The organism is Natrialba sp. INN-245, from assembly GCF_009807105.1.
GTDB lineage: Archaea > Halobacteriota > Halobacteria > Halobacteriales > Natrialbaceae > Natrarchaeobius > Natrarchaeobius swarupiae.
Map to the genome: position 1 here is coordinate 1 of NZ_WUBV01000015.1, position 6457 is coordinate 6457.

6 protein-coding genes and 2 pseudogenes are annotated in these 6457 nt (G+C 61.3%); 1 reads left to right on the forward strand and 7 read right to left on the reverse strand.

Annotated elements, in window-relative coordinates; translation table 11 throughout:
* Window positions 1-165: 165 nt before the first annotated feature.
* Window positions 166-1239, reverse strand: coding sequence for an ATP-binding protein (locus GRS80_RS04240; RefSeq protein ID WP_160046490.1), 1074 nt, complete (start codon window positions 1237-1239; stop codon window positions 166-168).
* 97 nt (window positions 1240-1336) lie between these two features.
* On the opposite strand from GRS80_RS04240, the gene GRS80_RS04245 reads away from it, so the two are divergent.
* The gene (locus GRS80_RS04245; RefSeq protein WP_160046492.1) at window positions 1337-1660 is read left to right on the forward strand and encodes a hypothetical protein; all 324 of its coding nucleotides are present in this window, start codon (window positions 1337-1339) and stop codon (window positions 1658-1660) included.
* Between the two features lie 32 nt (window positions 1661-1692).
* Here the strand turns inward: GRS80_RS04245 and GRS80_RS04250 are convergent, their stop codons facing one another.
* The 6 genes and pseudogenes from GRS80_RS04250 to GRS80_RS04280 all read right to left on the reverse strand — a co-directional run bounded on the left by GRS80_RS04250 (window position 1693) and on the right by GRS80_RS04280 (window position 6004).
* Window positions 1693-2553 carry a cobalt-precorrin-4/precorrin-4 C(11)-methyltransferase gene (locus tag GRS80_RS04250; protein WP_160046493.1) on the reverse strand — a complete coding sequence of 287 codons (861 nt, stop codon included), beginning with the start codon at window positions 2551-2553 and terminating at the stop codon, window positions 1693-1695.
* On the reverse strand, window positions 2550-3236 hold the full coding sequence (gene cbiT / locus GRS80_RS04255; protein ID WP_160046494.1) for a precorrin-6Y C5,15-methyltransferase (decarboxylating) subunit CbiT: 687 nt from the start codon (window positions 3234-3236) through the stop codon (window positions 2550-2552). The genes GRS80_RS04250 and cbiT overlap by 4 nt, the downstream gene beginning before the upstream one ends.
* A gap of 331 nt (window positions 3237-3567) precedes the next feature.
* A pseudogene (locus GRS80_RS04260) lies at window positions 3568-3791 on the reverse strand (DUF6735 family protein); the annotation flags it as partial.
* Window positions 3792-3871: 80 nt separating this feature from the next.
* Window positions 3872-4159 (reverse strand): annotated as a pseudogene (locus GRS80_RS21065) (hypothetical protein); the annotation flags it as partial.
* Window positions 4160-4806: 647 nt separating this feature from the next.
* Window positions 4807-5007 (reverse strand): hypothetical protein, encoded by a 201-nt coding sequence (locus GRS80_RS20605; RefSeq protein WP_235019642.1) that lies wholly within the window; start codon window positions 5005-5007, stop codon window positions 4807-4809.
* A gap of 469 nt (window positions 5008-5476) precedes the next feature.
* Entirely contained in the window at window positions 5477-6004 is a 528-nt protein-coding gene (locus GRS80_RS04280; protein WP_160046496.1) for a sugar-specific transcriptional regulator TrmB, read from the reverse strand.
* Window positions 6005-6457: the final 453 nt, after the last annotated feature.

Genomic DNA, 6457 nt, shown 5'->3' on the forward strand with positions numbered 1-6457 from the left:
ACTGTATCCTTCAGTACGGTTGGATGAGTAGTAAAGCTTACGCGATTCACCCTCGGGGTCAAGCCCCGAGGCACTCTCGCTGTCTCTCTGTAGACCCATCACTGTCGAGCGGTATCGCCGAACACAGCGTCGGGTTTCGCCGAGGATCCATTTCAGCAATCCGCCTCAGTCGTCGGCCGACGTCTCCTCGAGACCAGCGATCTCACGCGCGCTTGGACTCCCACCGCCGTGGGGGGTGTCGCGGAACCGTATCTGTGCCGCGTGAATCGTCTCGGTCGCGTCGTCGATGACGACCACCTGTCCCGGTTCGGTGGGGAGCCGCTCGTCGAGTGACCCGTTCATGTACGTCGGCTGGGCGGCCTCGAGCGCCTCGAGGTCGGCTTCGGCGGTCAGTCGATGGGAGATCAACACGTCGGACTGGGAGATGGCGGTGTCCGTGACGGCACTCGGGCGCTGGGTCGCGAGGACGAGGCTGACTCCCGGCGCACGGCCGCGGGTGAGGATCGTGTGGAGCGCCGCTTCGGCGACGCCGTCGAAGAAGGTGTGTGCCTCGTCGATCATCAGCCACGGGAGACGATCGATCGTCTCGTCGATGCGGGCCCGGTAGAGCGCCTCTCCGATACCGCGACAGACGGCGTTCATCGGCGCTGCGTCCAACCCGGAGACGTCGACGACCGTAGCCGCCGTGCTGGCGAGGTCGGCCGCGTCGAGGCCCTCGGGATCGAACACCTCCCACGACTCGGCGAGCGACAGGTGATTCGTCGCCGCTCGCGTGTCGGTCGTCGGCGCGTCGATCGCTTCGACCCGTCGGGACATCGCCTCGAGGGTCTCGGCCTCCTGGGCGGCTTGCCAGACGAGTCCGCCGGCACCGCTTTCCGGTGAGAGTCCGAGCAGGGAACACCACGAGCGGGGATCGAGCACGCTCGCTGCGACCGCCGGGCGATCGACGACCTCGATCGGAACCGACTCGCCGTCAGCGGGTTCGGCGAGCGTCGCGAAGACGCCCATCGGGTCGATGATGACGGGTGCGACGCCCGGCGAACGCGCCAGTTCCTCGGCGACGACGCCGAGCGTGAACGACTTTCCGTAGCCGCGTTTTCCGACGATCAACATGGCGTGTGGCCCGTCGAGGTCGACAAACAGCTTCGCACCTTCGCTGCCGTCGAGCGCACGATACCGGCCGAGGTGGCCCGTCTGTGTCGTCTCAGCGTCGGAGCCGCGACCGATGACGAAGCTCATAGTTCTAGTTCGCCCACCTTCCTATTTGAGTGTTAGTACAATAGTTTAATGCATACACACTATAAAAGTTTGAATTGGAAAGAGCATCAAGCGGGGTATGGATCGGAAGGGCAACCCGAAGACGATCTCTGTCGGGTCTGGCCTGACCCATTCGTTCGCCGACGACGATCGTGCAATCGAGGGATCGCCGATCGGACTCGTGATCGCGTTAATCATCGGTGTCATGTCGCTTAGGATTATATTACGGATCCTCGGCGACGTCGATACGTTCGAAAGGCACAGGACGCCTTTCGTGATGACGAGTGATCAGATCTCTCGAACCACCGCGCAGCCGTTACACCCCTCCTCGCCGTGGGGACCCGAGACACTGGCGTTTAGGAAACTGCGGGGAGCGAAACGCGTGGTCACGGTTCGACGGTAGCGACCGTCTCGGTCGCTGACGTGCAGTCTCGGTCAGTCGGACGTGCTTTTGCTCGCCCAATCGCCGTAGAGGTACGACCGCTCGTACCCCGCACCCGTCACGGCGTCGCCGACGACGACCAGCGCCGACGCCCGGTAGCCCGCCTCTTCTACCCGGTCGGCAACGTCACCGATCGTCCCGACGATCACGTCCTCGTCCGGCCAGGAGGCGTGATAGACCACGGCGACCGGCGTCTCCGGATCGTGACCGTCCTCGAGCAGTCGATCCATCGTCTCTCGAACGGCGTGGGTTCCGAGGTAGATGCACGTCGTCACGTCGCCCATGCCGACGAACTCCGAGATGTGGTCTTCCGCCTCGCTCAGGGTCTTCCCCTGTGGACGGGTGAACGCGACGTGGTTTGCGACCTCGTTCAGCGTCAGCTGCGTCCGTAGCGTCGCACTCGCTGCGAACGCCGACGTGACACCCGGAACGACGTACGTCGGCACTCCCTCGCTCTCGAGGGCGTCCATCTGCTCGAGGGCGGCCCCGTAGATGGCGGGGTCGCCGCTGTGTAAGCGGACGACACGCTTTCCGTCCTCGTAGGCGTCCCGCATGAGCGGGATTAGCTCCTCGAGGTCCTTTCCGACGGAGTTGACGAGTTCCGCGTGGGCGCAGTAGGCCTCGAGTAATTCGCTGTTGACCAGCGACCCCGCGTGGACGACGAGGTCGGCCCCCTCGAGCAGTTCCTTCCCGGCGACGGTCAGCAGGCACGGATCGCCGGGACCGGCACCGACGAAGGGGACGCCCTCGCCGTCGCCGGCGCTTCGCTCGAAGACGCGGTCGTCGAGTCCGTCACGGCGGCGCTCGCCTCGTGCGTCGATCGCGTCCTGGGGATCGCCATCCCGGTCGGTCATCGTTGGTGCCCTCCGCAGTCGCCGCTCTCACACGCTTCGGCGCGCTCGAGGTCCGCACCGTCGCGTTCGCCGCCGTCGGCGATCGGGTCCGACCGACCGCCGTCGGTGGCCGGCTGTCTTTCCCCGCTCGACTCCGGCGTTGCGCTCCCGACCAGCACGTAGACGGGGTTCTCCGAGTCGAAACTCGTCGCGCCGGCGAGTTCGTAGCCGCGACTGACCTGCACCTGGAGGACCTCCTCGAGTATGTTGCGCTCGCGAAACGCCGCCGTCGCCCGCCCGGCGACCTCGAGACGCGAGACGTTCATTACGATCCGGTCGATTTCGGTCTCGACGGCGTGATCCAGTACTGCCTCGAAGTTTCGGCTCCCGCCGACGAACAGCGCGTCGGCGTCCGCGGGCAGTCCATCCGGCGCCTCCGCGTTGCGGAGGTCGACCGTCGCCCGTATCGACTCCTCGTTCGCGGCGAGATTCCGTTCGGTCGTCTCGAGGCGTTCCGGCTTTCGCTCGAGGGCGGTGACTCGACCGGCCCGCCGGGCCGCGTCGATGGTGACGGCTCCCGTACAGGAGCCGACCTCCACGAAGTGGTCGTCGGACTCGAGTGCGAGCTTCGAGCCGACGATCGCCCGGACCTCCGATTTCGTCGGTCCGGCCTTCGCGTCGTGTGGCAACGCGTTAGGTGGCATCAGCTGTGGCAACTGCCGCCACTACTAAAACAATTTCGTTGGGAGTAGAACAATACCAGTTGTGATGCGGGTCGTGATAGAGATACGAGCGCATACCCCCGCCTTCCCGTGAGCGACGAGTGTTCCGACACCCTGTCGGAACCGAGGAGCGAACAGCCGGGGGGTGAGCGGACAGCATAGTCTCGGAGTCGTTACATCAGCTATCCCTCTTGTCTCGCACGTTCCTGTAAAATAGGTCCAATAGGCACCTATTCTACTGATTCCAATCAGATATCTTGAATGACATTCGCAGTTCGACTCCCTCCGCTCGCAGTATGTCGCGCATCTCGAACCGGTTCACGCCGGCGAGGTAGCTGTTGACGGCGTCTGCCTCGAGGCCATCCGCCAGTTCTGCCAGTAGCTGTTTCGCCCACTTGGAATCGGTGCTCTCGCCACCGAATGGCGACTCAGCCGAGATCGGTGTTTGAGCTTGAGGTTCGCTGCGCCCCAGTGGCTGTAGTGGAGTGTGTACTGTCCATCGGTCCGTTCATACGCAACGAGTGCGCGGTATCCCATCGAGCAATCACCTTGTGGGGCGACCGCAACTGGATCGCCCACACCCCTCCCGGAGGACGAACAACCCTACTCGTCGATCGGTTCGGGGAACGGAGGTCCGCGTGAAGGACTTCGCCGTCGTGAAGGACGTACCGCTTTGTGAAGGCGGGGAACCGACATTTCGTGAACCCGACTGTCTGGATGTTGAGTTCTTCGTTAGGCTCGAGATAGCCAACGAGTGTTCGGAGGAACTCGTGTGTCACAAGACCACCTTCGTAGTCAGGAAGGCCGTCTTCGCGGGCTTTGTAGACCTCGAAGGCACCGTATCCCCAGATGATGAGCTTTCTTTCTTCGTCCACCTCCCAATTCAGAGTCCCGAAGCACCTGGCTGGCTGAGCAGTTCTACCTCTTTCAGAAACGTCGTAGCTTTCGCGGTTCGTTCTTGGTCGGTCGAGTCCAGTTTCTCGGTGTCGATGCTGTTGAGGTGTTGAGCGCGCGATGCAGTCGGTAGCCAGGTGTGTCTCGTGGGTCCATGATGTACGCCTCTACCGACTTCTGGCGCAGAAAAAACGAGAGAGACGCTGACGTCTCCCGCCAAAGCCCTGCACCAGGATTAACCAACAACCTCGGGTATCTGCATGCCACGTTGGTTAAGATGTTGGTCAGCCAATTATCCTACTCCTGGTCCCTGACGAGGCGACTGACACACCTGGCACTCCCACATCGGCTGGTCAGACCATCCGTCATCTGGGACAGTCCCAAATCCTGGAATTGATGCTCAGTTTTTTGACCGCACTTGCGACACTCAAGACGTGTTCTCGAGGGAGCGTTGGGTTGACTATTCTCGGAGTGCTCGTCGTCGACGGCACGCTGGAGTGCAACGGCTGGCACCAACCAGACATCGTTCTCGTCACTCTCCAGTAGGGCCGTAAGCCGATCTTCGTTACGAACGTCGTACCCTCCCTCATCGTAGAGAAACGTTGAGTGCGCCCCCTCACTCCATGACTGCGTCGACTCTGTCTGTCCCGTCCGTTCACTAGGCGACTGTGAGTAGCTGTTCACCGCTTTCGGAGGTGATTCGAACTGCTTCGGGCAGCGAGGGCCACTTGTCGGTCAGTTGTGCAGCGGGCTCTGTATCGAGATCATAGATTAGCTGGCAGTCGCCGACCGCAGAGTCCCTGTCAACCTTCGTGAGGAGCGTGGCTGCACCAGCACCTTTCGCGACGGCGGAATTCATGCTCCCCTTCTTTACGAGATCACGGTGACGACCACAGTGTCTTAATGCGTTGCTCTATCGCCGTGAGGACAGTAGAATATACTTCGAGTGGATGGAGTGACGGGAGTTCGAGGTCGGTGATTTCGCTGGCAGACGGTGGCTTGTGGAAGTGCAACCGGACGTTATGTGTGTTCGGGTGCCGGTCCCAGCGACACTCCCAGTGTTCCTCGACCTCGTGTTCTTCGACGTAGTGAACTGAGAAATCGCCAGTCGTGAACCATCGAATGTCGAGACGGGCCGCTGTTACTGTGTCAGGATATCGTCCAGCGTCGAGCAGTCCACGGAGCAGTCGAGGTTCGTATGAATCCGGATCGAACGCAGTCTCCGCCACGAGTGAATCCGACGAAAGGTGTCGCTCCAGCAGGCGCAGTGTCTGTCGATCCGGTGGTCCTGTCGAGTGTGGCACCGAATCCTTCGGTGGTTGGCTCATTTACGCCGGAATCAAATGCCCGTCGTTCTGGGAGAGCTGGCGAGCAAGTTCGTACAGCCTGATATCCCGAATCACACCCTGCCACTCGCTGACTGAGGTCATCCGCTCGTGAATAGTGTCGTGACTGTCGTGATCAAACACATTGACGGCTGTGGGGTCCCTCGTTTCGAACCGGGCTTCGTATTCCGTCCGCTGCGCCTCAAGCGTCTCCACGCGGTCGATGATCTCTTCGAGGGAGAGCTCGGTTGCAATTCGACTGGCGTCCTGCCACTCGAGATACCCCTCGTTTCGTTCGTATGTCGCTGGGCGGCTGTCTCTATCGGCTCGAGCGATACCCATCTCTGCTAAGCGATCGAGGTGCTTTTTCGCGGCGTTTGGAGAGCAGTCCGCAAGCTCCGCGATCTCGGTGTACGCAGTCGGGGACGTAATTCCGAGAACGACATCGTAGACACGACCGAACGTATCTGTTCCGGTCTGCCACCGTCTCTGGCTATCGTCGGACTCTGGGACCGGATCGAACTCGGTCATACCTAGCTGTAGGCGGCCACTCTCAATATATCTTTGGATAATTCATATATGTGTGTGTATGCCGAGTTCGGGTCCCTGAAAAGGCAGGTTCAGTGATGCTACTGGGTGGTAAGTCCCGACGCATCAAATACGCGCTTTGTTCAACGTGCCGGTCTCACCGAGAGTCTGCGCGACTTTGCCACCGAGTCCGATGACCGCCGGCTCTTGGACCTCGCGAGCACCATCGGTGTGCTTTGGGAGTAACACTACGGGCGCGACGGGATACCGCTACCGCCGTGTTTCAAAAGAAAACCAAGGCGGATTCCCCGGGCCACCGTGCCCGGGGTTGAAGCCGACACCCGCTGCCACTAACCATGAACTATTAACTACCTATACAAACTATTGAAACTCGTGGCAGACAGCTATCTGAGACGCACCGCAATCACCCGCCCCATCCTCACTGACGAGCAACAG

Coding starts and splice junctions, on each gene's coding strand:
- GRS80_RS04250 (WP_160046493.1), bottom strand. CDS start 2,553: ATGACCGACCGGGATGGCGATCCCCAGGACGCGATCGACGCACGAGGC.
- GRS80_RS04280 (WP_160046496.1), bottom strand. CDS start 6,004: ATGACCGAGTTCGATCCGGTCCCAGAGTCCGACGATAGCCAGAGACGG.
- cbiT (WP_160046494.1), bottom strand. CDS start 3,236: ATGCCACCTAACGCGTTGCCACACGACGCGAAGGCCGGACCGACGAAA.
- GRS80_RS04245 (WP_160046492.1), top strand. CDS start 1,337: ATGGATCGGAAGGGCAACCCGAAGACGATCTCTGTCGGGTCTGGCCTG.
- GRS80_RS20605 (WP_235019642.1), bottom strand. CDS start 5,007: ATGAATTCCGCCGTCGCGAAAGGTGCTGGTGCAGCCACGCTCCTCACG.
- GRS80_RS04240 (WP_160046490.1), bottom strand. CDS start 1,239: ATGAGCTTCGTCATCGGTCGCGGCTCCGACGCTGAGACGACACAGACG.